This window comes from Paraburkholderia sp. J69-1 (genome assembly GCF_905220255.1).
Taxonomy (GTDB): domain Bacteria; phylum Pseudomonadota; class Gammaproteobacteria; order Burkholderiales; family Burkholderiaceae; genus Paraburkholderia.
The window spans coordinates 1-22,607 of sequence record NZ_CAJMZG010000009.1 but is presented as its reverse complement, the minus strand read 5'-3'; the positions used below and the strand labels follow the sequence as shown (position 1 = coordinate 22,607).

25 protein-coding genes are annotated in these 22,607 nt (G+C 62.3%); 16 read left to right on the top strand and 9 right to left on the bottom strand.

What is annotated here, in order from left to right; translation table 11 throughout:
- Positions 1-63 precede the first annotated feature (63 nt).
- Together U5A67_RS17500 and U5A67_RS17495 are read right to left on the bottom strand one after the other, a co-directional pair.
- Positions 64-858, bottom strand: a complete 795-nt coding sequence (locus U5A67_RS17500) for a hypothetical protein (protein ID WP_321815472.1) — start codon at positions 856-858, stop codon at positions 64-66.
- A gap of 29 nt (positions 859-887) precedes the next feature.
- Positions 888-1,925 carry a LacI family DNA-binding transcriptional regulator gene (locus U5A67_RS17495; RefSeq protein WP_205980554.1) on the bottom strand — a complete coding sequence of 346 codons (1,038 nt, stop codon included), beginning with the start codon at positions 1,923-1,925 and terminating at the stop codon, positions 888-890.
- A 192-nt stretch (positions 1,926-2,117) separates the two neighbouring features.
- On the opposite strand from U5A67_RS17495, the gene U5A67_RS17490 reads away from it, so the two are divergent.
- The 8 genes from U5A67_RS17490 (at position 2,118) to U5A67_RS17455 (ending at position 8,013) form a co-directional block, all read left to right on the top strand.
- Positions 2,118-3,188, top strand: coding sequence for a sugar ABC transporter substrate-binding protein (locus U5A67_RS17490; protein ID WP_321815471.1), 1,071 nt, complete (start codon positions 2,118-2,120; stop codon positions 3,186-3,188).
- 27 nt (positions 3,189-3,215) lie between these two features.
- A complete protein-coding gene (locus U5A67_RS17485) occupies positions 3,216-4,214 on the top strand; it encodes a fatty acid desaturase (protein WP_321815470.1) in 999 nt (332 codons plus the stop codon).
- Positions 4,215-4,264: 50 nt separating this feature from the next.
- Complete coding sequence (locus U5A67_RS17480) at positions 4,265-4,588, top strand: Rieske 2Fe-2S domain-containing protein (RefSeq protein ID WP_205980551.1); 324 nt, start codon at positions 4,265-4,267, stop codon at positions 4,586-4,588.
- 214 nt (positions 4,589-4,802) lie between these two features.
- Positions 4,803-5,264, top strand: coding sequence for a hypothetical protein (locus U5A67_RS17475; RefSeq protein ID WP_321815469.1), 462 nt, complete (start codon positions 4,803-4,805; stop codon positions 5,262-5,264).
- Positions 5,265-5,411: 147 nt separating this feature from the next.
- Positions 5,412-6,500 (top strand): catalase family peroxidase, encoded by a 1,089-nt coding sequence (locus tag U5A67_RS17470; protein ID WP_321815468.1) that lies wholly within the window; start codon positions 5,412-5,414, stop codon positions 6,498-6,500.
- Positions 6,497-7,024: a cytochrome b gene (locus U5A67_RS17465; protein ID WP_321815467.1), complete on the top strand. Its 528-nt coding sequence runs from the start codon at positions 6,497-6,499 to the stop codon at positions 7,022-7,024. Before U5A67_RS17470 ends, U5A67_RS17465 begins: the two co-directional genes overlap by 4 nt.
- Before the next feature lie 245 nt (positions 7,025-7,269).
- A complete protein-coding gene (locus U5A67_RS17460; protein ID WP_205980547.1) occupies positions 7,270-7,599 on the top strand; it encodes a superinfection immunity protein in 330 nt (109 codons plus the stop codon).
- A 114-nt stretch (positions 7,600-7,713) separates the two neighbouring features.
- Positions 7,714-8,013, top strand: coding sequence for a hypothetical protein (locus U5A67_RS17455; RefSeq protein WP_321959726.1), 300 nt, complete (start codon positions 7,714-7,716; stop codon positions 8,011-8,013).
- 29 nt (positions 8,014-8,042) lie between these two features.
- Here the strand turns inward: U5A67_RS17455 and U5A67_RS17450 are convergent, their stop codons facing one another.
- Positions 8,043-9,344: an aspartate aminotransferase family protein gene (locus U5A67_RS17450; RefSeq protein ID WP_321815465.1), complete on the bottom strand. Its 1,302-nt coding sequence runs from the start codon at positions 9,342-9,344 to the stop codon at positions 8,043-8,045.
- Between the two features lie 126 nt (positions 9,345-9,470).
- Here U5A67_RS17450 and U5A67_RS17445 point away from each other — a divergent pair, with 126 nt between their 5' ends.
- The 3 genes from U5A67_RS17445 to U5A67_RS17435 all read left to right on the top strand — a co-directional run bounded on the left by U5A67_RS17445 (position 9,471) and on the right by U5A67_RS17435 (position 12,400).
- Positions 9,471-10,328, top strand: coding sequence for a LysR family transcriptional regulator (locus U5A67_RS17445; protein ID WP_415767857.1), 858 nt, complete (start codon positions 9,471-9,473; stop codon positions 10,326-10,328).
- A 78-nt stretch (positions 10,329-10,406) separates the two neighbouring features.
- Positions 10,407-11,222, top strand: coding sequence for an AraC family transcriptional regulator (locus U5A67_RS17440; protein WP_321815464.1), 816 nt, complete (start codon positions 10,407-10,409; stop codon positions 11,220-11,222).
- Between the two features lie 116 nt (positions 11,223-11,338).
- Entirely contained in the window at positions 11,339-12,400 is a 1,062-nt protein-coding gene (locus tag U5A67_RS17435; protein ID WP_321815463.1) for a low specificity L-threonine aldolase, read from the top strand.
- A 10-nt stretch (positions 12,401-12,410) separates the two neighbouring features.
- Here the strand turns inward: U5A67_RS17435 and U5A67_RS17430 are convergent, their stop codons facing one another.
- The 6 genes from U5A67_RS17430 to gcvA form a co-directional block, all read right to left on the bottom strand.
- Entirely contained in the window at positions 12,411-13,655 is a 1,245-nt protein-coding gene (locus tag U5A67_RS17430) for an acyl-CoA dehydrogenase family protein (RefSeq protein ID WP_321815462.1), read from the bottom strand.
- A 78-nt stretch (positions 13,656-13,733) separates the two neighbouring features.
- Complete coding sequence (locus U5A67_RS17425) at positions 13,734-14,495, bottom strand: SDR family oxidoreductase (RefSeq protein WP_321815461.1); 762 nt, start codon at positions 14,493-14,495, stop codon at positions 13,734-13,736.
- A 49-nt stretch (positions 14,496-14,544) separates the two neighbouring features.
- Positions 14,545-15,561, bottom strand: coding sequence for a phosphotransferase (locus U5A67_RS17420; protein ID WP_321815460.1), 1,017 nt, complete (start codon positions 15,559-15,561; stop codon positions 14,545-14,547).
- A 57-nt stretch (positions 15,562-15,618) separates the two neighbouring features.
- Positions 15,619-16,293: a histidine phosphatase family protein gene (locus tag U5A67_RS17415; protein WP_321815459.1), complete on the bottom strand. Its 675-nt coding sequence runs from the start codon at positions 16,291-16,293 to the stop codon at positions 15,619-15,621.
- A gap of 149 nt (positions 16,294-16,442) precedes the next feature.
- Positions 16,443-17,354, bottom strand: coding sequence for a LysR family transcriptional regulator (locus U5A67_RS17410; protein WP_321815458.1), 912 nt, complete (start codon positions 17,352-17,354; stop codon positions 16,443-16,445).
- A 116-nt stretch (positions 17,355-17,470) separates the two neighbouring features.
- The gene (gcvA, locus tag U5A67_RS17405; protein ID WP_321815457.1) at positions 17,471-18,442 is read right to left on the bottom strand and encodes a transcriptional regulator GcvA; all 972 of its coding nucleotides are present in this window, start codon (positions 18,440-18,442) and stop codon (positions 17,471-17,473) included.
- Positions 18,443-18,574: 132 nt separating this feature from the next.
- Between gcvA and U5A67_RS17400 the strand changes: the two genes are divergently transcribed.
- The 5 genes from U5A67_RS17400 (at position 18,575) to U5A67_RS17380 (ending at position 22,579) form a co-directional block, all read left to right on the top strand.
- The gene (locus U5A67_RS17400) at positions 18,575-19,354 is read left to right on the top strand and encodes an SDR family NAD(P)-dependent oxidoreductase (RefSeq protein ID WP_321815456.1); all 780 of its coding nucleotides are present in this window, start codon (positions 18,575-18,577) and stop codon (positions 19,352-19,354) included.
- 65 nt (positions 19,355-19,419) lie between these two features.
- Positions 19,420-19,764 (top strand): carboxymuconolactone decarboxylase family protein, encoded by a 345-nt coding sequence (locus U5A67_RS17395; protein WP_321815455.1) that lies wholly within the window; start codon positions 19,420-19,422, stop codon positions 19,762-19,764.
- Between the two features lie 6 nt (positions 19,765-19,770).
- A complete protein-coding gene (locus U5A67_RS17390) occupies positions 19,771-20,457 on the top strand; it encodes a cupin domain-containing protein (protein ID WP_321815454.1) in 687 nt (228 codons plus the stop codon).
- Positions 20,454-21,557 (top strand): flavin monoamine oxidase family protein, encoded by a 1,104-nt coding sequence (locus tag U5A67_RS17385; protein WP_321815453.1) that lies wholly within the window; start codon positions 20,454-20,456, stop codon positions 21,555-21,557. Before U5A67_RS17390 ends, U5A67_RS17385 begins: the two co-directional genes overlap by 4 nt.
- Positions 21,554-22,579, top strand: coding sequence for an alcohol dehydrogenase catalytic domain-containing protein (locus U5A67_RS17380; RefSeq protein WP_321815452.1), 1,026 nt, complete (start codon positions 21,554-21,556; stop codon positions 22,577-22,579). Before U5A67_RS17385 ends, U5A67_RS17380 begins: the two co-directional genes overlap by 4 nt.
- Positions 22,580-22,607: the final 28 nt, after the last annotated feature.

Sequence of the window (22,607 nt, the reverse complement as noted above, 5' to 3'; positions counted from 1 at the left end):
TAGTGGTAGCGGTGGCGATTGCATTGCGCTGGAATCCGGCTTTACGCCGTGGCAAGCGGAAAGCTAATTGCCGCTGCCTTGCCCTTTCAACCACCCCTGAATCGCCTTAAGCACATCCATTTCGATCCCCAGAAAGCCGTGCGGAGAATGACCGCCGCAACGGCCGGCGCCATTCGAATCGCCTTCGTTCGAATTCACTTCGACATACGCATAATGACGATTCTGCGCGAGCCGTTTCGCGACATCGGGAGGCGACGATGGACATTGATCGCCCGCATTCGCCACGACCAGCACGCGATTTTGTGTGCCATCGGTATCGAGATCGGCGATAGTGGCCTCGCCTTTGCGCGAGACCGTCACGGGTGAAGTCAGCACAAAGGCATCGGCGATTTTCGCGTCGCGCTTCATCGCATTGCCCACCGACACCGTACCCGCGCTGGTGCCGACAAACGCCATCTTCGCCTCTGGAAAGCGCTCGCGCACCTTCGCCGCAATTGCCTGCGTATCGACGAACGAATCCTTGCCGTAGCGGAAATCATCATCGACACCTTCCGTGTGATCGGACGGCGTATCCACCAGCACGACCGCCTCGCCGTCGTCGATCCAATGCTGCGCCGAGCGGATCAGGAAATTACCCTTGAGCGTGGTGGCGCCGTTCGGCCCGAGATGCAGTGCGCCTGGCGTGCCGCCAAACAACACGATCACCCATGCGGGCTTCTGCGCCGGTGTGGCGACAAAAAGGCTTTGCGTCACGCCCGCGCGCGTGGGAATAGAAACGAAATCGCCATGATCGAGCGGGTTCGCGTGCGCGCCCGCCATCGTCAAAATCGCGGCCAATGCGAAGCAAAATCTTTTCATCGCAGCGTTCCTTTTTGATTGAGCATCGATTAAAACTGCGCCGGCAGATTTTCCTGCATATAAATCGAAATCGGCGTTTGCAATGGCAAGCCGGAAGGCGTGCCGCGATTGTAGTGACCCAATATGACTTCGACCGCGCGTACGGCCTCCACAAACGGGCTTTGATCGAGCACCGCATCCATGACGCCCTCGATCAATAGCGCGCGGCTGACCGGCGTGAGTTCATGGCCGATCAACACCGTTTCGTGCTCGCGCTTTTTCGCCTTGAGCGCACGCGCCACGCCTTCATCGCCAACGGAAATATTGTAGATGCCACGTAAATCCGCATACTTTGCAATGGCGTCGCGCGTGAGGCGCTCGGTGGAGCGCGCGTCTTCGCGACTCTCGACCGTCGCCACCACTTCGCACGCGGGAAAACGACGGCGCAGCACGGAGCGAAACGCACCGTCGCGCTCCTCGTGGCCGAGATAGGTACGCAGACCCGCGATCACCACGATCTGGCCGCCCTCGCGGCCCACGAAGCGCCCCATTAATTCGCCCGCAATGCGCCCCGCACAACGATTGTCGATGCCCACGTAGGCAAGGCGGCCGCTATCGGGCAAATCGCTCGCGACCGTCACCACGGGCATCTTCTTCGCGACGCGCGAAACCGCATCGACCACAAGCGGATGTTCGTAAGCCACGACGATCATCGCATCGGCTTTTTGCGCGGCGCGCTCAATGACTTTCGCAAGCGACTGCGGTTCGAGATCATCGAAAAACGTCACGCTGCATAGCACGCGATATGTCTCGAATGACTTCTGCGCCAGTTCGAAACCTTGTTGCAGCGCCGCGTAATACGGCGACGCAGACGCCGGATTCTGCGTGACGATGGCAATGCGCAACCAGCGCACCGAAACCTCGTGCAGCGCACGGTCGATCTTGAGCGTGCGCGCCGCTTCCAGCACGCCCGCTTCCTTCGCGCGCGACACGCCGCCGCGCCCGTTCAGCACCCGCTCCACCGTTGCGTAACTCACGCCCGCCGCCTTCGCGACGTCCTCCATGGTGGGCTTTTTTCTCGCCGTCATGCGTACCTCGGGTTCGGAAGGAACTGAGGAAAAGTCCTCAACATTCCGTTTGAGAGCCAGAATTCCATCAACTACATTCTATTCGTCATTCGCCAGCATTCGAGCAGAGGGTTTTCACGAGAAAGCCGCAAGAAAAGCGGCAGTAGAAAACCTGGCAATGACGGCACACGACAATTCACAGGAGACAGCATCATGAAGAGGAACGGTTCAGTCCGCACCAGGCGCGCGCTCGCGGCGTTCACGCGGGCCACCGCAATCACAGCGCTCAGCGCGCTCACGCTAGTCACCGCTTTCGGCGCAGGCAGCGCAATGGCCGAAGAACGCTTCGTGATGGTGAGCCACGGCTCGGATTCGAATGTCTGGTGGAACACCGTCAAGAACGGCATGCGCGACGCGAGCGAAGATTTCAACGTGCCGGTCGATTACCGCAATCCACCCACGGGCGATACCGGCGACATGGTGCGCATTCTCGAACAGGCGGCCGCGCGCAATTACGCGGGCGTCATCACGACGGTGCCGAACTTCGACATGATCCAGAAGGGTCTAAGCGGCGTGAAAGCGAAACACATTCCGCTCATGACGATCAACGGCGGCCCCGCCGACGGCATGAAACTGGGCGCGATCCTGCATGTGGGCCAGCCCGAATACGAAGCGGGCAAGGCAGCAGGCGAACGCGCGAAAGCCGCGGGCATCCATACCTTCCTGTGCGTAAATCATGGCGCCGATATCCAGGCGCTGTGGGACCGCTGCAAGGGTTTCGCGGATGCCATCGGCGCGGATTACAAGAAGTCGACCATGGACAGCGGCGAAGATCCCACGATCATCCAGAGCAAGGTTGCCGCCTATCTGCGCTCGCATGCCGATACACAGGCGATTCTCGCGCTCGGCCCCGATCAGGCGATGGGCGTACTACGCGGCGTGGCGGACGCGGGCAAGACCGGCAAGATCTATGTGGCCACCTTCGATCTTTCGCCCGACATTCTTAAAGCGATTCAGGCAGGCCATATCGCCTTCGCAATCGATCAGCAGCCTTATTTGCAGGGGTATTTGTCGGTGGCCGCCATGGCTATCGCCGTTCGCGACAAGACCAGCGATCCCACGCACATCGTCGCCGCGCTCAAGGCGGACAAAAAGGTGACGGCACGCCTCGATAAATACGGCCTCAAACCTGTTTATACCGGCTCGACCGTCAGTTCCGGGCCGAGCTTCGTCACGCGCGACAACCTCGCCGTGGTCCAGCAATACGCAGGCTCGTACCGATAAATCCCTCTGCCGCGACGGAGTCAAGCAATGAATATCGACATGCAGTCCTGGTACCGGGTGGACATCGACCGCAAGGCGCTCAAGGACCTTTCCGCGCGCTCGGACGCGCCGGGGCTCGTGCGGGCAGGCGGCTTCTTCGCGCTCGTGTTCGCGACAGGCGCGCTGGCGTGGTGGTCGCTGGGCACCGCATGGGCAATCCCGGCCTTCCTGCTGTATGGAACCGTGTTCGCCTTCAGCGAAGCCGCTGCCCACGAACTCGGGCATGGCACGGCCTTCAAGACGCGCTGGATCAATGAAGCGGTTTATTGGGTGATCTGCTTCATGTCGTGGCGCGAACAGGTTTATAGCCGCTGGCTGCATGCGAAACATCACACCTATACGCACTTGACTGCAGACCCTTATCAGGACCCCGAACTAGCGTTCAAGCGCCCACTGAGTTATCTGAAGCTGGTGACGGATTTCGTGCGGATCTCGCATGGCATCCAGTTTCTCGGCGCGATCGTGCTGCATAGCTTTGGCATCGTTACGAAGGGCGCGAAAGCCGTCGTGCCCGAAAGCGAGTATCGCCGCATGTGCAATAACTCGCGCGTGCTGCTGGCCTGCTACCTGGGCGTATTCGCGTGGGCACTGCTCGCGCATAGCTGGCTGCCGATTGTGTTCCTGTTCGTGGCGCGCGCGTATGGCACGTGGCTGCATGAACTGTGCGCACTGACGCAACACACGGGCCTCAAAGAGAACGTGCTCGATCATCGCGTGTCGAGCCGTACGGTGATGCTCAATCCCGTCGTGCGCTTTCTGTACTGGAACATGAATTACCACATCGAACATCACATGTTTCCGAGTGTGCCGTTTCATGCCTTACCGCAATTCCATGCAACGGTTGCCGCGCAGATGCCCGCGCCGTATCGCGGCCTGTGGCCTGCATGGCGCGAGATTCTGGCGATCTTCGCAAGGCAGCAGCGTGATCCCGAGTTCGTGGTCGTGCGCGAGTTGCCGCCGGGCCGTCATGGCGACGCAGTTGCGTGAACTTTTTACGTGAGTCTTTTGCGTGAATTCTCTTCTCTCCGGGAAATACCATGAACATTCTGCAATGGCATCACGTCTGCGCGACCAGCGACATCGACGAAGAAGACGTCATCGAATACGCGCACGACGGCAAACTCTATGCGATCTATCACACGCCCTCGGGCTTTTACGCGACGGCAGGCGTGTGCACGCACGAAACGGCACGGCTCGCGGATGGCTTCGTGTTCGGCGAAATCATCGAATGTCCCATGCATATGGGGCGTTTCGATATTCCGAGCGGCAAGGCGCAAGGCGCGCCAGTGTGCGTGAATCTCGCCACGCATCCGGTCAAGACGGAAGGCGGCAGCGTGATGATCGGCCTCGAAGTGGAGTAATGCCGATCATCGCCTGGTCACGCTATCCGGCAACTCCACCTGCCGGTGTTTGCCACTGATGCGTAAGTGGGCGATATGGGCTGCGGTCTGTATCGCTATTTTTTCGGCCACGCCCCGGTATCGCCCCCCCCAGGGAAAACCCTCACTCCACCTCCCCGCTCCACGGTCGTTATCGAATCTATCCGTGTGATTCGCACACGCTGGGGAGCCGCCAATGAAAGTCCGTTCGATCATCGCCGCAGTCATCTGGGCCGCCGCGTGCGCGGGCGCCTCTTCGTCTTTTGCAGGCACGTCGGCCACTTTGTCCGACGCTGACAGCTCGACCGTGTTCTCGTCGGTCACGCTGAGCACGCTGCAGAACGTCACCGGCAGCGCAACGATCGACGCGCCTTCCGCGTCCGTGGGCGCGGACGTGCTGCGCGGCGCGACCGGCAATATCGGCGTGAATCTCAGCGCGGGCGCGCTCAATGCGCAGACGAATCAACTCGTCATTGCCACCACTTCGCAAGCGGAAATCGTTACGACGCAGAGCACGAATGCCGTCGTCAAGATGGCGGGCGGCAGTTCCATCGCGCAACTCGGTGCAGGCGCACTCGCGGGCGCGAGCGGCAATATCGGCATCAATATCGCGGCCGGTGCAGGCAATGCGCAGTCCAATTCGTTGATCGTGCATTGAATCGCGCGCGCACGATTCAAATGCTTTCAATCCAGTAAGCCGAAACCCGCTTTAAAGCCTTCGCACGCGCACGCAACCCTTCGGGCAGAAATTCACTATCCTGCGGCTTAGTCCCCAGTAGTGCCTGTGCCCAACAACGAGGGTTCCATGTCCGATCGACCAGGTTCTGGCGGTTCCAATGGCTCTAACGGTTCTAACGGCTCCAATGCAGGCGCTTTCGTCCTGATTGCCGTCGTCGTCGTGGTCCTCGTGGCCGCATTCGCCTACACCGGCGGCTGGCTCACGCCGGGGCGCATCACTCCGGCCAAGGTCGTCAACGGGCTCGCGCCGCCGGGCGGCCCCGCGCTCGGCTTCCGGCGCAATCACGCCAAAGGCATCTGTTTTACAGGCACATTCGAAGCCAACGGTGCAGGCGCGGCGCTCTCCAAAGCGCCGATGCTCGCGGCCGGCTCGTATCCCGTCACCGGCCGCTTCAATCTGGCCACCGCCGATGCCAAAGCCGCCGAGGCCACCGTGCGCGTGCGCGGCCTGAGCCTGCGCATCGTCGCGCCCGATGGCAGCGAATGGCGCACGGCGATGATCGACGCGCCGTTCTTCCCCGTCGCCACGCCACAGGCTTTCTACGCGCTGCTGCAGGCTGCCGGCAACAAGACCGACCCGGACGCGATGAAAAACTTCATCGGCGCGCATCCCGAGTTCGCGGCCTTCGGCGCATGGGCCGGCAGTGCGCCGTGGACGGCCTCCTACGCGCAGGAGCGCTACAACAGCCTCAACAGTTTCGTGTTCACCAACGCGCAGGGCGAAGACCACGTCGTACGCTGGTCCTTCGTGCCAGCGCAGCAGCCCGAAACCGTCTCGCCCGATGCCCTCAAGCAACGCGGCACCAACTTCCTCGACACCGATATCACCGAACGCGTGCACGCCGCGCCGCAACGCTGGACGCTGTCCGTCACCGTGGCCGATCCCGGCGATCCCACCGCCGATCCCAGCAAGGCCTGGCCCGCCGAGCGCCGCAAGGTGGAAGCGGGCACGCTCGTGGTCAGCGCGATCGAGCCCGAACCGGACGGCCCCTGCCGCGACCTGAACTTCGATCCCACGGTGCTGCCCGCCGGCATGCACGTATCCGACGATCCGTTCCCCGCCGCCCGCTCGGCCGCCTATTCGGTCTCGTTCAACCGCCGCACCGCGGAGGACAAGGATTATCCGCACACGCCCCCGGAAGGAGCGAAGCCATGAGCCCCATTCACGCGCGCTTTTCGCCGCTGCAACGCGCCCTGCACTGGATCATGGCGATCTGCATTCTGTCGATGCTGTTTATCGGCGTGGGCATGGTGTCGACCATCCGGCCCGATTACCTCACGCTGGTCTCGATCCATAAACCGCTCGGCATCGCCATCCTGATCCTGGCGCTGATCCGCCTGGTCACGCGTCTGATCAAAGGCGCGCCGCCGCTGCCCGCCGATATGCCGGAGCCGATGAAACTCGCCGCGAGGCTCTCGCATCTGGCGTTCTATGTGCTGATGATTGCGTTGCCGCTGATAGGCTGGGGCATGCTTTCGGCCGCCGATTACCCGGTCGTCGTCGCAGGCGTGCGGCTGCCCGCGATCCTGCCGCATAGCAATGCACTGCATTCGCTGCTGTGGAATGCACATCGCTTTCTTGCGCTGTGCTTCTTTGCGCTGATCGTCGTGCATCTGGCGGCGGCGCTATTCCACGCGCTCGTGCGCCGCGACGGCGTATTTCAGGCGATGTGGCGCTAAAACACGTTCCAAACTCATTGCTTTAAGGGGCAGATTGAATGCATTGATTCACTGCCCTTTTTTATTTCGCGCGTCGCTCAACCCAATGCGAACCTACAGCGCGATTGTTTTCCTGAGCGCAACTCTGATTTCGTTCTATTAGCATTGTCTTGCGATAGAAACGTCCTAAACTCACCTCCATCGCAATGGCGGCGCACTCAAGACAAGTGCTTCGCAGATTTGCAGCTTAATTCTGAGGTGAAGACATGTTCCAGGTTTTAGAAGGCGCCGCACTCATTGCCGCATTGAGCCTTTATCTGATTCCGTCGATTGAAGCCGATGCGCGCAATCACAGCGACGCACTGGCTATCACAGTGGTCAATATCCTGCTGGGATGGACGATTGTGGGCTGGTTCGCGGCCCGCGCCTGGGCGCATCGCGTCCACGATGAACGCCTGCTCTCGCGGGCCGCACGCAAATTCCGCAGCACTGCCGGGCGCGTCACGAGCCAGAAAATCGTCGAGCATGTGAAGCTGCGCGCGATTCAGGAATGCCGCAATAAAACGAATCGCCGCGTCGCCACGACTGTTTGCTGATGCGCTTCGGGCGGCCTTGCGCCGCCCGAATGACAACCCTGCTCGATAAAGATTTGATCCCCATACGAAGTTAAAAAAATGCAGTCCAATACACCGTTGTCGATGTACCCCCGCATGTCTTTCCGCTTTTTCAGTTTGTTCGCTTCGCTGTGCGCGACTGCCTCGGTTCTATCGGCCTGTGCTTCGGCGGGCGACGTAACCGCAACGGGCAAGGACACCTATATGGTGACGGCCTCCGCTTCGGGCGGACGTCTTGCGTGGGCGCGTGCGCACCGTCGTGCGCAGGCCGAAGCCACCGATTACTGCGAAACGCGCGGCATGCAAACGAGCTTTGCCGTCGAGCGTACCGATGGCGTCGAAGCGCTCGCCCAGCAGGATTCCGTGCTGCGCTTCGAATGCCATCCCAGGTTTTAAACCCGCCTTAAAACCGGTTTAAAGCGGATTTAAATCGATCGCTTGATCGCCTGATCCAGCAGCGACAGGCCCAGATCGATTTCCTCTTCGCTCACGGTCAGCGGCGGCGCAATGCGGAACACGCCGCCCATGCCCGGCAATTGCACGATGTTCATGCTCAGGCCGAGGTTCATGCACTCGCGCGTGATCTTCGCGCCGAGTCCATCGGCGGGCGCCTTGGTTCGCCGGTCCTTGACGACCTCCATGCCGAGCAGCAGACCGCGCCCACGCACATCGCCGATGCACTCGTAACGTTCCATCAAATCGAGCAGACCGTTGCGCAGCCGCTCGCCCATCACGTTCGCCCGCGCCACCAGCCCTTCGCGCTCGACCACATCCAGCACGCGCAGCCCCACGGCGGCAGGCAGCGGATCGGACACGTGCGTCGTGTAGAACAGATAGCCGCGCTCGTGCGCGGTTTCCTCGATCTGCGCCGACGTCACCACGGCCGCCAGCGGCAGCCCCGCGCCCAGCGTCTTCGAGAGCGTGAGAATGTCGGGCGTCACGCCGTCGCGCTGGCAGGCGAACATCGTGCCCGTGCGGCCCACGCCGGTCTGCGCTTCGTCGAGAATCAGCAGCATGCCGCGCTCTTCGCACTTGCGTTTGAGCGCCGCCATATAGCCCGGCGGCAATTCGATGATGCCGCCCGAACTCAGGATCGGCTCGGCGATAAAGGCCGCGAGATTGCCACTCGACTGGCGATCGATCAGATCGAAGGCGTAATCGAGTTCGGCGAGATAGTCGTACTGGCCCTCGCGCTCGAAACGCGGCCGGTAGGTGAACGGCGCCGGAATCGCGAACGAACCCACCGACGCCGGCCCCACGCCCTTGCGCCCCGCGCTATAGGTCGCCGACGCCGCCGCGCCCGTCATGCCATGCCACGACTGCGCAAAGCCGACGATCTCGTACTTGCCGGTCACGAGCTTCGCCATGCGGATGGCGGCTTCGTTCGACTCCGCGCCCGTGCTCAGCAGCAGCGCGCGGTCGAGACCGTCGGGCGTGATGTCGGCCAGCCGCGTCGCCAGATCGACCACGGGCCGCGAGAGCATGCCGCTGAACAGATGGTCGAGGCGGCCCGCGTACTCCTGAATCACCGAAACGATCTCGGGATGGCTGTGCCCCAGCACCGCGCTCATCTGGCCGGACGTGAAATCGAGGATCGGACGATCGTCGGCATCGTAGACGAAGCTGCCTTTCGCGCGCTCGATGATCATCGGCTCGAAGGTGCCGCCGTAGCGGATCAGGTGCTGCCTGGCGTTGTGCCAGAAGGTTGCATCGTCGTTGCGGGACACCGTGCTTCTCCTTGTGATCGGGCCGGAATGGCGTGATGTCTTGCAGTCTAGGTCGCGCCCAGCTTTTATAAAATCGAATAGTATTAATGGGAGCCAAAAACGGCGCTAATACCTCAGGACCCGCCCGTGAGCCGCATCCTCGAAATCGATCTGCTGCGTTCCTTCGCCGTGATTGCCGAAGTGCGTGCGCTCAGCCGCGCAGCCGAGCGCGTCGGGCGCACGCAGTCCGCGCTGAGCCAGCAGATGAAACGGCTCGAATCGATCGTCGATCAACCGCTGTTCCAGCGCACCGGGCGCGGCGTGGTGCTCACGCATCCGGGCGAGCGGCTGCTGGTGCACGCGCAGCGCATGCTGCGGCTGCACGACGAAGCGCTGGCCGATCTCAGCGGCACGGGCCTCACGGGCAGCGTGCGCTTCGGTTGCCCCGACGATTACGCGGCCGTGTTCCTGCCCGCGCTGCTGCGCCAGTTTTCGAGCCAGCATCCGCATGCGTTGGTGGAAGTGGTCTGCGCGCCCACGCCCCGGCTCGTCGAGTTGCTGGACAAACGCGCGGTCGATCTGGCGATGATCTCGCTGCCCGATGCCACGCCCGGCGAAGATCTGATCCGCCGCGAGCAGCTGGTGTGGATCGGCTATCCCGGCCTCGATCCGGCGCACTTCGATCCCTTGCCGCTGGCCCTTTCCGATGCCGATACGCTCGACCACATCGCTGCCTGCGAGGCGCTGCAGCAAGCCGGGCGCGCGTGGCGCATCGCTTGCGCGAGCAGCAGTCTTTCGGGGCTCACGGCGCTGGTGCGCGCGGGCCAGGCCTTCGCCGTGATGACGCAAACCGCCGTGCCGCCCGATCTCGCGATCCTCAACGGCGATCCCGCCCTGCCGCCTTTGCCGGCCGTAGGCATCACCGTGAAGTTCGGGCGCAAGCGGCCCTCGCATTTGACGGCCGCGTTCGCGGAGCACATTCGCGCGGTGCTGCCGGTGCTGTGAAGCGCTTCGGGCCGCCGCGCGCGAGCGGTATACTTCGCGCTATCCACGCCTTTGCGCCGCTTTATCGCGCCCCGATTCATGAGCGAATACGTCCATTACCAGCAGATATCCGAGGTGCCCGGCCTCGTGCTGAGTACGGCGCGTTTCGCCGAATTCAGTTTCGATCGCCATTTCCATCTGGATTTTCATGTGGGACTCGTGAGCGAGGGCATCCAGCGTCAGGGCAGCAAGGGCAAGACCGTTCTGCTCGGCCCCGGCTGCGTTGCGCTGATGCCGCCCGGCGAGATTCACGATGGCATGGCGCAGGACGGCGGCCAGTACACGCTCAAGACGTTCCGGCTTTCGCAGGAACTGATCGCGAGCGTGGCCGAGGAAATCAGCGGCAAGCCGCGCGCGCCTGAACTCACCAGCGCCGTGCTCGAAGACACGCGGCTCGCCGCCCAGCTGGTGCGCCTGCACGATTCGATGCAGCACGACGGCGGCGCGGGCAGTCTGGACGCGCAGACGCAATGGCTCACCCTGCTCGAAAACCTGCTGCGCCAGTCGCGCGCGATCGTGCCCGAGCGCGTGCCCGGCGCGCTGTCGCTGGCTCAGTGGAATCGCGTGCGCGACTACTGCTTCAGCCGTCTCGCGGAAAAAATCACGCTCGAAGAACTCGCGGGCCTGTGCGGGCTCGGCCGCTTCCAGTTCCTCAAGCAGTTCAAGCTGAGCATCGGCATGACGCCGCACGCGTGGCTGCTGCGCCTGCGCCTCGAACGCGCCTGCGAACTGCTGCTGCAAGGCTCGCAGGCCATTGCCACGGTCGCGCAGGCCGTGGGCTTTTACGATCAGAGCCATTTCAATCGCGCGTTCCGCCAGGCCTATGGCGTCGCGCCCTCGCGCTTTCGCAGCTAGCTGGCGTTCGGCGCGCGAGCGCGGCTCCGTCAATTTTTTACAAGCGCCGTCACCCTCGCCGGCATACGATGTCTGCATCCGGGGCCACATGCCCCTGCCGAGTTGAGGAAACGACCATGACGAGCAGTAACAGGGCGCTGTCCCTGGGTTTCACGAGCGACAACATCGCGGGCGCATCGCCCGAAGTGATCGAAGCGCTGGTGGCCGCCAGCACCGGGCAGGCCAACCCTTATGGCGCGGACCCCTACACGGCAAGCGTCGAGCGCCGCCTGTGCGAGATCTTCGAGCGCGAAGTCGACGTGCTGCTGGTACCCACCGGCACGGCCGCCAACGCGCTATGCCTGAGCGCCATGACGCCGCCCTGGGGCAACATCTACTGCCACGCATCGAGCCACATCAATAACGACGAATGCGGCGCGCCGGCCTTCTACACGAACGGCGCGAAGCTCGTGAGCGTCGACGGCCCCGCCGCGAAGATGGACCCGGCAAAGCTGCTGGAAGCCGCCAGCGCCAAGGTTGGCGACGTCCATTCGACGCAGCCCGCCTGCGCGAGCATCACCCAGGCCACCGAGGAAGGCAGCGTCTATACGCTCGCGGAAATCGAGGCGATCGGCGATGCCTGCAAGGCCGCGAATATCCGCCTGCATATGGACGGATCGCGCTTTGCCAATGCACTGGTTTCGCAGGACTGCTCGCCCGCGGAGATGACGTGGAAGGCCGGCGTGCACGCGCTTTCGCTGGGCGCGACCAAGAACGGCGTGCTCGCCGCCGAAGCCATCGTGCTGTTCGACCGCTCGCTCGCGAAGGAACTCGCGTTCCGCCGCAAGCGCGCCGGACATCTGTTTTCGAAGATGCGTTTTCTCGCCGCGCAGATCGACGCGTATCTGAGCGACCATCTGTGGCTGCGCAATGCGCGTCAGGCGAACGCCGCCGCGCAACGTCTCACGCAAGGTCTTGCGGCACTGGAAGGCGTGGAGATTCTGGGCGCGCCCGCCGCGAACATCGTGTTTTGCCGCCTGCCCGCGCCCTTGATCGAAGCGCTGCTCAATGCAGGATTCCGCTTCTATCACGATCGCTGGGGCGCCAACGTCGTGCGCTTCGTGACGGCGTTCTCGACCACTTTCGAAGACGTCGATCACTTGCTGGAGCGGGCGCGGGCAGCCGCAAATCAAGCTTGAAAACGCGGGCTCAAACCGGCGTCGTCAGATAAGGACTCACGCGGCCCGCTTCATGCGGGTGCGCCTGAATCTCCATGCGCGCGATGCTTTGCAGATGGACTTCATCCGGGCCATCGGCGAAGCGCAGCGCGCGGCCCCAGGTCCAGCTATCGGCCAGCGGCGTGTCCGGGCTCAGGCCCATCGCGCCGAACACCTGCATCGCACGCTCGCACACGGCGGTATGCACGGTCGGCACGAGCGCCTTGATCATCGAAATCTCCTTGCGCGCGCTCTTCGCGCCTACGGTATCGATCATCCACGCGGCCTTCAGCACGAGGAGCCGCGCCTGATCGATTTCGATACGCGATTTCGCGATCCATTCCGCCACCGAGCCGTGTTCGTGCAAACGCTTGCCGAAGGCCGTGCGCGCCTGGGCGCGCTCGATCATCAGTTCGAGCGCCAGTTCCGCAGCGCCGATCGAGCGCATGCAGTGGTGAATACGTCCCGGCCCGAGCCGCGCCTGCGCAAGCGCAAAACCGCTCCCTTCCGTACCGAGCAGATTCTCTTTCGGCACGCGCACGTTCTTGAACACGATTTCGCAATGGCCTTCGGGCGCAGTGTGATTGATCACCGTGATATTGCGCACGACCGTCACGCCCGGCGTGTCGCGCGGCACGAGAATCATGCTTTGCTGACTGTGGCTGGGCGCATCGGGATCGGTCTTGCCCATCACGATAAAGATTTCGCAATTCGGATGCGCAGCATTGGTGATAAACCACTTACGTCCGTCGATCACATAATCGTCGCCGTCGCGGCGAATGCGCGTGGTGATATTGGTCGCATCCGATGAAGCCACGGCCGGTTCCGTCATCGCAAACGCCGAGCGGATCTTGCCGCCCAGCAGCGGTTCGAGCCATTGCTTGCGCTGCGCGGGCGTGGCGAACATATGGAGCAATTCCATATTGCCCGTGTCCGGTGCGTTGCAATTGAATACTTCGGAGGCCCAGGGAATGCGGCCCATGATTTCCGCCAGCGGCGCGTAGTCGAGGTTGCTCAGCCGCGTGCCTGGTTCGTCGTCGTGCAGATGCGGCAGAAAGAGATTCCACAGGCCTTCCGAGCGCGCCTTGTCCTTGAGCGACTCCATAAACGATACGGGATACTGGCCCGCACTGACTTCGTCGTGCCATTGGCGAATGCGCGGCACGATATGCTTGTCCATGAATGCGCTCAACTGCGCGCGCAGCGCTTCGACTTTCGGGCTATACGCAAAGTCCATTCTGCTCTCCTGAATCGGTTTGAATCGGGTCGTGCCCGGTCATGCTCGATCGTGCTCTAGCACGCTGAATAGCGGCACTCAGATCGTCAGTCCGCCGTCGACGACGATGCACTCGCCGTTGGTATAGCTCGACGCGTCGGAGACGAGATACAGCACCGTGCCGGCCATTTCGCGCGGCTCGGCATGCCGTTGCAGTGGAATCTTGCCGATTGCGCTCGCGTACAGATCCTGATCGGCGAACAGCGCGCCTGCGAAGCGCGTTTTCGTAAGGCCAGGCAGCAGCGCATTCACGCGGATACCCAGCGGCCCGCACTCTTTCGCGAACGCACGCGTCATGTTCACCACGCCCGCCTTGGTGATCGAATACACGCCCTGGCGGTCGCCCGGTTGCAACGCGTTGACGGACGCGGTATTGACGATCGCGCCGCCGCCGTTTTCGCGCATCAGCTTGCCGCCTTCCACCGACATAAAGAAATAGCCACGCAGATTGACTTCGACGGTCTTCTCGAACGAAGCGAGATCGGTATCCAGAATGTGGCCGAAATACGGATTCGCGGCAGCGTTATTGACGAGAATATCGAGCCGCCCATGACGCTCGCGAATATGCCCGAAGATCGCGTGAATATCTTCGATACGGCCCACGTGGCAGGCAAATGCCTCGGCACTGCCACCGGCTTCGCGGATACTGCGCGCCACCGCCTCGCAGTCGTCGATCTTGCGGCTGGACACGATCACATGTGCGCCCTGTTCCGCGAGCAATTTGGCGATTTCTTCGCCAATGCCACGGCTTGCGCCCGTCACCAGCGCAATCTTCGATTTCAGATCAAATAGATTAGTCATCTTAAGTAACATTTTTAAAGCCCGGAAAGTGGATAAACGTAAGGTGATTTCAGATCAGGTCGACGCCCATTTGCGCGAGCGCACCCGCCATTTCGCCGACCTCGCGAGCCTTCGCGTTCGACGCATTGCCGCCAAGCGCACGCTTTTTCACGCCTTGCGCAATCGACGCGAGACGGAAGAAGCTGAAGGCCAGATAAAAGTTCCAGTGCCCGATCGCGTCGATGCCGCGCAGGCGGCAATATTGCGCGACCATCGCTTCTTCGCTGGGAATGCCCAGCGCAGCGCGGTCGAGCCCCGCCAGCCCGGCGATATGCCCTTGACGCGGCAAGCGCAAACACATGCAGAAATACGCGAGATCTGCGAGTGGATTGCCACGCGTGGACAATTCCCAGTCGAGCACCGCGCGCACACGCGGCTCGCCGCGATGGAAAATGAAATTGTCGATACGGAAATCGCCGTGCACCAGCGCAGGCTTGCCCGATTCCGCCGGGCAATTCGCAGGCAGCCACGCAATCAGCGCTTCCATGGCGTCGAGTTGCCCGGTTTGCGCGGCGCGATACTGAGTGGTCCACAAATCGATCTGACGCGCGAAATAATTGCCCGCACGGCCGTAGTCGGCGAGACCGGCGGCCTCGACATCGACGTTATGCAGCGCCGCCATCGTTTCGAGCAGCGCGTCGAAATACGCGCCACGTTTTCCGACGCTCGAATCGCGCAACGCCGGGTCCCAATGAATTTCGCCTTGCTCGAAACTCATGACATAAAACAGGCTGCCGATTACCTCGCGGTCTTTGCACAGGTGCAACGCTTTCGCGACTGGCACGGCAGTCTGTCCCAATGCCTCGATCACGCGAAATTCGCGGTCCACGGCATGAGCGGATTTCAATAAGGTGCCTGGCGGCTGGCGACGCAAAACGTATTGGCCGCTTTGCGCGCTCAGTAAAAAGGTAGGATTGGACTGACCGCCGGCGAACTTCTCCAGCGTTATCGGCCCCTGAAAACCGGCCACGTGCGCCGCCAGATAGCGGCTCAGGACATCAACGTCGATTGGATCGGACATAGTCATGCTGCGAGAGTGTGAATGCGATTGCGCCCGTTCTTTTAGCCTGCTTTTTACCGGCTTCTAACCGTAAGTGACGAGCTTGCGCCGTTCGGCGCGTTCGAGATGCGGCAGCGCGTTGAAGCCAACCAGCGACATCGCGCTTTCATTGAAAACGTATTGCGAGACGCTGCTGTTGCGGATCTGCATATTGAGTGCAATAGCGGCCGATGCCGGTGCCTCAAGAATCTGCTGCGTGAACACCGCAATCGCGCCGCCCGAACTCACTGCCAGCACTCGCTTGCCGCCCATGCGCTGGATGGCTTCGCGAGCGCGCGCCACACGCGCCTGAAACTGCTGCCAGCTTTCCGGCAGCGGGCCCGGCAAACGGTCTTCGGACCAGAGTTGCAGCGCGTACTTGAGCGCCTTGTAGAAGTGCTTGATCGCGCCATCCGCAGGTGCGGGCGGCATGAGGCCGCTCGCCTCGAGGGCTTCGAACAGCGCGTGAAAGTTGTATTCGTTGAGATCGGCATCCTGCACGACATCGATCTTCGGTGCACGCATGCCGGCGAGCAGCGCTTCGGCAGTTTGTTCGTGACGGCGCATCGTGCCGGTCACAATGCGGTCGAACTGCATGTCGGCCTGCGCGAAATATTCGCCGAGCCACGTCGACTGAATATGCCCCGAAGGCGACAGCGCGTCGTAATTCTGCGCGCCCAGCGACGCCTGCCCGTGCCGTACCAGATAGAGATCCGCCATGCCGTCCTCGCGTGAAGATGGCTAGTACGATATCGGGCCGCGCGGCATTCAGGAAGTTTATTCTATTTATATATCTCGATAACTAATGGTGATACCGGCTGGTGATACCGGCAGCCGATACCGGGTGAAATCTATAGCGTGCCGGGACGCTATCCAAACGCCTGCAGATTCTGCGCTTGCATCAACTCACCGATCTGCTCGCGCAGCCAGCGATGCGCCGGATCGCCCGCCACGCTGCGATGCCAGTAACCATGCGATTCGAGCCCCGGCAAATCGAACGGCAGCTTGAGAATGCGCGCATCGTAACGTTGCAGCAGTTTGAGCGGCGCGGTCAGCACGAGATCCGTGCGCATGGCGATCAGCGGCGCGACCAGGTAGTGCTGCACGCGCGTGAGCACATTGCGGCGCTGGCCGAGTTTGTTGAGTTCCGTATCGACAAGACCGAGCCCCTGACGTCGGCTGGAAACGTGGATATGGCCCAGCCGAAGATAATCGTCGAGCGTCAGTTTCTTTTTGCGGAACGGATGATCCTTGCGCAGCAGGCACGCGTAGTGATCGCCGCCGAGCGGCGCCTGCTCCAATTGCGGATCGTCGATCAGCGGCGCGTCGATGGCCAGATGCACTTCGCCGCTCGCCAGCGCCTCGGGCACTTCGCGGCGCGTCGTGAAATAGCTCTCGATGCGGATGCCGGGCGCGTGACGCTGCAGCACTTCTTCGAGCGCGGGCAGCAGCATGGCCTCGGTCAGATCGTTCATGCTGAGCCGGAAAGTGCGCTGTGAAGTCGCCGGATCGAAACGCTCGCCCGCGTGCGTGCTGGAATCGAGCAATTGCAGCGCCTCGCGCACACGGCCGATGATGTTCTCCGAAACCGGAGTGGGCAGCATGCCTGCGGGCGTGCTCACGAACAGCGGATCGTCGAAGGTTTTACGCATGCGCGCGAGCGCATTGCTGACGGCCGGCTGCGTGATGAACAGCAGTTCCGCCGCGCGCGTGAGATTACGCGTGCGATAGACCGCTTCGAACACGATAAAGAGATTCAGGTCGATCCTGGACAGCGGCATGCGATTTCGTCCGTAACGTGGGCGCGGTTTGTCGGGATTACGTGAAGCGGCTTTTCATTTTACCCAGGCGGTCATGGCGCACGCTCGCATGTATCGTGCACAAACGTGTGACGCGACTATCGGGTGCTGCCGCTTTTAGCCAAAGCCCGCTTTTCACTTCGCGGCTTGCGTGCCAGCGTTTCCTTGCGCGCTTCGCTCATCAACCAGTCGCGAAACGTCATTAGCCGCGGCAGGCTCGCACATTCCGGCCGATACACCACGTAATACGCCAGCGCAGATCGATACGATATCGCCGCAAAGAGGCGCACCAGCCGCCCTGCCGCCAGGTCGTCACGCGCCATCACGCTACGCGCGAGTGCAATTCCCTGTCCGTCGATAGCCGCCTGCAGTACGGCCGCCGAATTGTTGATCTTCATCCCGCGTCGCGTTGCTGCGTCCGGCATGCCCGCGGCCTCGAACCACGCCTGCCATGTGGCAAAGCCCGCATGGCTATCCACCGAAAGATCGTGAATCAGCGTTTCGCCCGCAAGTTCGCGCGGCGTGCGCCATTGACTGCTTTTGGCCAACGCCGGCGAGCAGACGGGATAGATTTCCTCGTCCATCAGCTTTTCCGCCGCGAGACCGGGCCAAGTACCGGCACCATAACGCACGCCGATATCGATACCTTGCGCGGTGAAATCCATCAGCTTCAGGCTGGTATCGAGCCGCAGATCGGTCTCCGGACATTGCGCGTGAAAGCGCTCGATGCGCGGCAGCAGCCATTTCGCCGCGAAGGCAGGACTGACCGTTACCGTCAGCACGCCATTCGCCGCGCCTTCTTTGAGCCGTTCCAGCCCCAGCGTCAATCGATCGAAACCGGCGCGGATATCGGGCAAGGCGCGTTCCGCGACTTCCGTTGCCATCAGCCGGGCGCGGCCGCCCGTGCCGCGCACGAACAGCGGCGCGCCCAGCCACTCCTCCAGGCTGCGCACGAGTTGTCCCACTGCTGCGGGCGTGACGTTGAGTTCCGCCGCCGCAGCGGAAAAGCTCTGGTGGCGCGCGCTGGCTTCGAAGGCGCGCAATGCGTTGAGATAAACCGGAGTCGTCATATCTGAAAGATTTTCTATCAGCAAAGCACAGAATATCTGATTTGAGCGGGCCCTGCCGAGCGCCCAGAATGTATCCGTCACAGAGATCAAACCCTTCGTCTCTGTCTCTTGCGAACATTTCAGGAGTCGTTCATGAGTAACAGTTTTTCTAATAAGGTAGCGATCGTCACTGGCGGCGGTTCGGGTATCGGCAAGGAAGTTGCGCTGCGTCTCGTGCAGGCTGGCGCCAAGGTGGTGATCGGCGGGCGCGATGAAAGCAAACTCAAGCAGGCCACCGCGCAGATCGACCCGAGCGGCGTGCACGTGCGCTATCTGGCCGGCGATATCGCGCTGCCCGCCACGGCAACCACGCTGGTCGCGCTCGCCACCGAAGCATTCGGCGGCGTCGATATTCTCGTCAACAACGCGGGCATCTTCCGCCCCAAAGCGTTCCTGGACGTGACCGAAGCCGAATACGACGGCTTTCTCGACACGATCCTCAAGGGCAAATTCTTCATGGCGCAGGCGGCCGCAAAGGCCATGCAACTGCGCGGCGGCGGTGCGATCGTGCAGACCGGTTCACTGTGGGCGCTGCAGGCGATTGGCGCAACGCCCTCGGCCGCTTATTCCGCCGCCAACGCGGGCGTGCATGCGCTCACGCGCAATCTGGCGATCGAGCTTGCGGCCTCGAATATCCGCATCAATACGGTCGCGCCGGGCGTGGTGGAAACGCCGGTCTACAACACCTTCATGAGCGACGCCGAAGTGAAGGCAACGCTGCCCGCTTTCAACGCGTTCCATCCGCTTGGCCGCAACGGCCAACCCGCCGATATCGCCGATGCGATCCTGTTCCTCGCATCATCGCAGGCTTCGTGGATCACGGGCACGGTGCTGCCGGTGGATGGCGGCGTGATGGCCGGACGTCACGCCTGAAAGCGCCGCACTCATTCGTCAAATCAGTCGCGAAGTCATTCATCAACTCACTGGAATCGAACATCATGATGCAAGACTGGAACAGCTACCGCGACGCCCTGCTCGAACGTGTAGGCGACTACGCGAAGATCACGCCCGATGTCATGCGCGGCCTGATGATCATCGACGGCGCCGCCACGAAAACCGGCAAGCTCGAACCGAAGATGCACGAACTCATTGCGCTGGCCGTCGCCGTGACCACGCGTTGCGATGGCTGCATCGCCGTGCATACGAAAAAGGCCGTCGAACACGGCGCGACACTGGAGGAAGTCTCCGAAGCGCTGGGCGTAGCCATCGCGTTGAATGCGGGCGCGGCGCTCACGTATTCGGCGCGTGTGCTCGATGCCCACGCTGCGCTGCCGACCACCTGAACGGCCATGCTCGTCAACGCCGACTTTTCGCGCCGCGCCGTGGTCGCGAGCGAATCCTTCGAATGGGTACGCTCGCCGCAAAACGGCGTCGAGCGCGTGATGCTCGACCGCGTCACTGGCGCGAGCGGCCATGAAAAAGCACGGGCCACGAGTCTTGTGCGATACGCGCGAGACTCGCATTTCCCTCGCCATACACACGATGGCGGCGAGGAGATTCTCGTGCTTTCCGGCTGCTTTTCCGAAGACGAGGCGCACTATCCGGCAGGCTGGTATCTGCGCAATCCGCCTGGTTCATCGCATCGGCCGGCCAGTCGGGAAGGCGCGCTTATCTTCGTCAAACTCGGGCAGATGATGCCTTCCGATCAGCGCAGCGTGCGTATCGACACCTATGCGCCGGATGCATGGAAACGCGAACAAGGCCGCGAGGTTTGCCCGCTTTTTGCGGATGAAGACGAGCGCGTCATGCTCGCGCGACTTGCGCCCGGCGAGCGCGTATTGACCGATGCCGTTAAAGGTGCGGAGTTGCTGGTGCTCGACGGCGAAGTCATTGCGGAGCACACGCATTTGCTGCGCGGCGGCTGGCTACGCCTGCCTGCCGGTACGCATCGCGATGTATTCGCCGGTGCGGGTGGCGCAATGATTTATCTGAAGAGGGGTGCGTTTCGCGGCCTGCCAATAGAGGTTTCGTCATGAATGCGAGGATTGCCATCGTCGGTGGCGGTATTGCGGGGCTTTACGCGGCAATGCAGTTGCAATCGCGCGGCATCGACGATTACATGCTGCTGGAAGCAGCAGATCACTTTGGCGGCCGAATCGAGACCATATCCGCAGGGCCGAACGACGCGCGCTTCGATCTCGGCGCGACGTGGTTCTGGCCGGGCATTCAGCCGCAACTGGACCGGCTCGTGCGCGAACTGGGCATCGCGCGTTTCGCGCAACACGAGAGCGGCGACACGCTAATCGAGCGCGCTCCCGGCGCACCGCCGGTTCGCGTGCGCGGGTATGCAAACGAACCCGCATCGATGCGACTTGCAGGCGGCATGTCCGCGCTCGTCGATACGATGCGCTCACGTCTTTCGATGCAACGCCTTCGCCTCGATCAGCGCGTGACACACCTCGGCGCTGCTACGCATTCCATCGAGATTCAGAGCATTAATGCGCAGGGAAACATGAGCACGCACAGCGTTGCCCATGTTTTGCTGGCATTGCCGCCGCGCCTGGCCTCAACCTCGATCGTATTCGATCCGCCCCTGCCGGAAGCCCTCGCGCAATCGTGGCGCGACACGCCCACGTGGATGGCACCGCATGCGAAGTATCTCGCGGTCTACCCACAAGCGTTCTGGCGCGAACGCGGCCTTTCCGGCGCGGCGCGCAGCGCGAGCGGCCCGCTTACGGAAATCCACGACGTGTCTACGTTGGAAGGCGCAGCCGCGTTGTTCGGCTTTATCGGCATTCCAGCCGATGGGCGCGCACGGATTGGCGAACCCGCGTTGCTCGCCGCGTGCCGCGCCCAACTCATACGGCTGTTCGGCGACGAAGCCCGCGATCCGCACTTCGAAATCATCAAGGACTGGACCGCGTCCCGCCTGAGCGCAACCGCCGCCGACCGCACGGCCACGCCGCATCACTGGCACGCACCGCAAAGCGAAGCTGTTGCGGGTAGCTGGCGCGGCCGCCTGGCGGGAATCGGCAGCGAGTGGTCGGCGCGCTACCCGGGCTACGTCGCCGGTGCTATCGACGCCGTAGACGCAGCCATTGAATCGATATCCCTATCGCGAGAGAGCCGATCATGAAAGCCACTTACCGTGCGATGCAGATTGCGCAGCCCGGCATTCTGGAACTTGTGGAACGCGTAACACCCATGCCCGGCGACGACGAAGTCCTTCTCGCCGTCGAAGCCTGCGGAATCTGCGGCGCCGATATCGCCGACATCGATCGCGCCAATCCCGCGCTGCAACCGCCACGCGTGCCAGGGCACGAAATCGTCGGCCGGATCGTTGCGCTGGGTGCTCGCGTGCCCGCGCTCTGGAAACCCGGTCAACGCGTGGGCGTAGGCCGTCTTGGCGGGCATTGCAATGCGTGTGCGCAATGTCGGCGTGGGCAATTCCAGCTTTGCGAAAACCAGCCGTTTGTTGGCTCGACCTGTGATGGCGGTTACGCCGAAGTAATGGTTGCGCGCGCAACGGCACTCGTAGCGATTCCGCCAGAACTCGCCGCCGAAGAAGCCGCGCCCCTGCTCTGCGCAGGTATCGCCACGTTCAATGCGCTGAGGAAATCGGGTGCGCAGGCGGGCGACACCGTGGCCGTGTTCGGCATCGGCGGGCTGGGACATCTGGCGCTACAGTACGCGCGGCGCATGGGGTATCGTGTTGTCGCCATTGGACGCGGTGCCGCGATCACCGCCGATGTGCTCGCACTCGGCGCCCACGTGTACCTGGATACCGAACGCGATGACGTGGTCGAGCGCCTGAAAGCGATGGGCGGCGCGCAGGCGTTGATATCGACGCCAGGCCATGCGCCGACGGTTTCGGCACTGCTGGGCGCGCTTGCGCCCCAAGGCAAAGCGATATTGCTCGGCGCAGGCAAAGACCCGCTTGCGGTTGCCATGGGGCCGCTCGTCGTGGGCGAGCACAGCATAATCGGCTCGATCACTGGCACACCTTTTGAAAACGAAAAGGCGCTGGATTTCAGCGTGCTGACCGGCGTACGGCCGATGATCGAAACTTTGCCGCTAGAGCGCGCCAACGAGGCTTATCAGCGCATGAAAACCGGCGATGTGAAATTTCGTATGGTGCTCACGGTCGCGCAGCGATAACGCGAAAGGCCGTGCGATAGGCGGCTCA

What these genes read in the sequence shown, in the direction of transcription:
- gcvA (WP_321815457.1), bottom strand. Translation starts at nt 18,442, where the DNA reads ATGACGACTCCGGTTTATCTCAACGCATTGCGCGCCTTCGAAGCCAGC.
- U5A67_RS17410 (WP_321815458.1), bottom strand. Translation starts at nt 17,354, where the DNA reads ATGCCGCTGTCCAGGATCGACCTGAATCTCTTTATCGTGTTCGAAGCG.
- U5A67_RS17435 (WP_321815463.1), top strand. Translation starts at nt 11,339, where the DNA reads ATGACGAGCAGTAACAGGGCGCTGTCCCTGGGTTTCACGAGCGACAAC.
- U5A67_RS17455 (WP_321959726.1), top strand. Translation starts at nt 7,714, where the DNA reads ATGTCTTTCCGCTTTTTCAGTTTGTTCGCTTCGCTGTGCGCGACTGCC.
- U5A67_RS17500 (WP_321815472.1), bottom strand. Translation starts at nt 858, where the DNA reads ATGAAAAGATTTTGCTTCGCATTGGCCGCGATTTTGACGATGGCGGGC.
- U5A67_RS17490 (WP_321815471.1), top strand. Translation starts at nt 2,118, where the DNA reads ATGAAGAGGAACGGTTCAGTCCGCACCAGGCGCGCGCTCGCGGCGTTC.
- U5A67_RS17480 (WP_205980551.1), top strand. Translation starts at nt 4,265, where the DNA reads ATGAACATTCTGCAATGGCATCACGTCTGCGCGACCAGCGACATCGAC.
- U5A67_RS17380 (WP_321815452.1), top strand. Translation starts at nt 21,554, where the DNA reads ATGAAAGCCACTTACCGTGCGATGCAGATTGCGCAGCCCGGCATTCTG.
- U5A67_RS17400 (WP_321815456.1), top strand. Translation starts at nt 18,575, where the DNA reads ATGAGTAACAGTTTTTCTAATAAGGTAGCGATCGTCACTGGCGGCGGT.
- U5A67_RS17495 (WP_205980554.1), bottom strand. Translation starts at nt 1,925, where the DNA reads ATGACGGCGAGAAAAAAGCCCACCATGGAGGACGTCGCGAAGGCGGCG.
- U5A67_RS17385 (WP_321815453.1), top strand. Translation starts at nt 20,454, where the DNA reads ATGAATGCGAGGATTGCCATCGTCGGTGGCGGTATTGCGGGGCTTTAC.
- U5A67_RS17425 (WP_321815461.1), bottom strand. Translation starts at nt 14,495, where the DNA reads ATGACTAATCTATTTGATCTGAAATCGAAGATTGCGCTGGTGACGGGC.
- U5A67_RS17390 (WP_321815454.1), top strand. Translation starts at nt 19,771, where the DNA reads ATGCTCGTCAACGCCGACTTTTCGCGCCGCGCCGTGGTCGCGAGCGAA.
- U5A67_RS17415 (WP_321815459.1), bottom strand. Translation starts at nt 16,293, where the DNA reads ATGGCGGATCTCTATCTGGTACGGCACGGGCAGGCGTCGCTGGGCGCG.
- U5A67_RS17470 (WP_321815468.1), top strand. Translation starts at nt 5,412, where the DNA reads ATGTCCGATCGACCAGGTTCTGGCGGTTCCAATGGCTCTAACGGTTCT.
- U5A67_RS17430 (WP_321815462.1), bottom strand. Translation starts at nt 13,655, where the DNA reads ATGGACTTTGCGTATAGCCCGAAAGTCGAAGCGCTGCGCGCGCAGTTG.
- U5A67_RS17440 (WP_321815464.1), top strand. Translation starts at nt 10,407, where the DNA reads ATGAGCGAATACGTCCATTACCAGCAGATATCCGAGGTGCCCGGCCTC.
- U5A67_RS17475 (WP_321815469.1), top strand. Translation starts at nt 4,803, where the DNA reads ATGAAAGTCCGTTCGATCATCGCCGCAGTCATCTGGGCCGCCGCGTGC.
- U5A67_RS17420 (WP_321815460.1), bottom strand. Translation starts at nt 15,561, where the DNA reads ATGACTATGTCCGATCCAATCGACGTTGATGTCCTGAGCCGCTATCTG.
- U5A67_RS17465 (WP_321815467.1), top strand. Translation starts at nt 6,497, where the DNA reads ATGAGCCCCATTCACGCGCGCTTTTCGCCGCTGCAACGCGCCCTGCAC.
- U5A67_RS17485 (WP_321815470.1), top strand. Translation starts at nt 3,216, where the DNA reads ATGAATATCGACATGCAGTCCTGGTACCGGGTGGACATCGACCGCAAG.
- U5A67_RS17395 (WP_321815455.1), top strand. Translation starts at nt 19,420, where the DNA reads ATGATGCAAGACTGGAACAGCTACCGCGACGCCCTGCTCGAACGTGTA.
- U5A67_RS17460 (WP_205980547.1), top strand. Translation starts at nt 7,270, where the DNA reads ATGTTCCAGGTTTTAGAAGGCGCCGCACTCATTGCCGCATTGAGCCTT.